The organism is Delftia sp. K82 (genome assembly GCF_002193035.1).
GTDB lineage: Bacteria > Pseudomonadota > Gammaproteobacteria > Burkholderiales > Burkholderiaceae_C > Comamonas > Comamonas acidovorans.
Map to the genome: position 1 here is coordinate 251997 of NZ_MYFL01000003.1, position 213 is coordinate 252209.

Genomic DNA, 213 nt, shown 5'->3' on the forward strand with positions numbered 1-213 from the left:
ACGCGTGAGCCATGGATTGTAGAAGCGCAGGCTGCGACATGCAGGTCCTGCGGGGAATGACGAGTACACACAATGACAAAGACCCTGGTGATTGCTGAGAAGCCTTCGGTCGCGCAGGACATCGTCCGCGCGTTGACTCCGGTGGCGGGCAAATTCGACAAGCACGATGAATATTTCGAGAGCGAGCACTACGTCGTGACCAGCGCCGTGGGC

1 protein-coding gene is annotated in these 213 nt (G+C 58.7%); it reads left to right on the forward strand.

Going from position 1 to position 213, the window contains the following annotated elements:
* Window positions 1–72 precede the first annotated feature (72 nt).
* On the forward strand, window positions 73–213 hold a 141-nt coding region (locus KDK82_RS33235; protein ID WP_256974539.1), incomplete at its 3' end, for a hypothetical protein.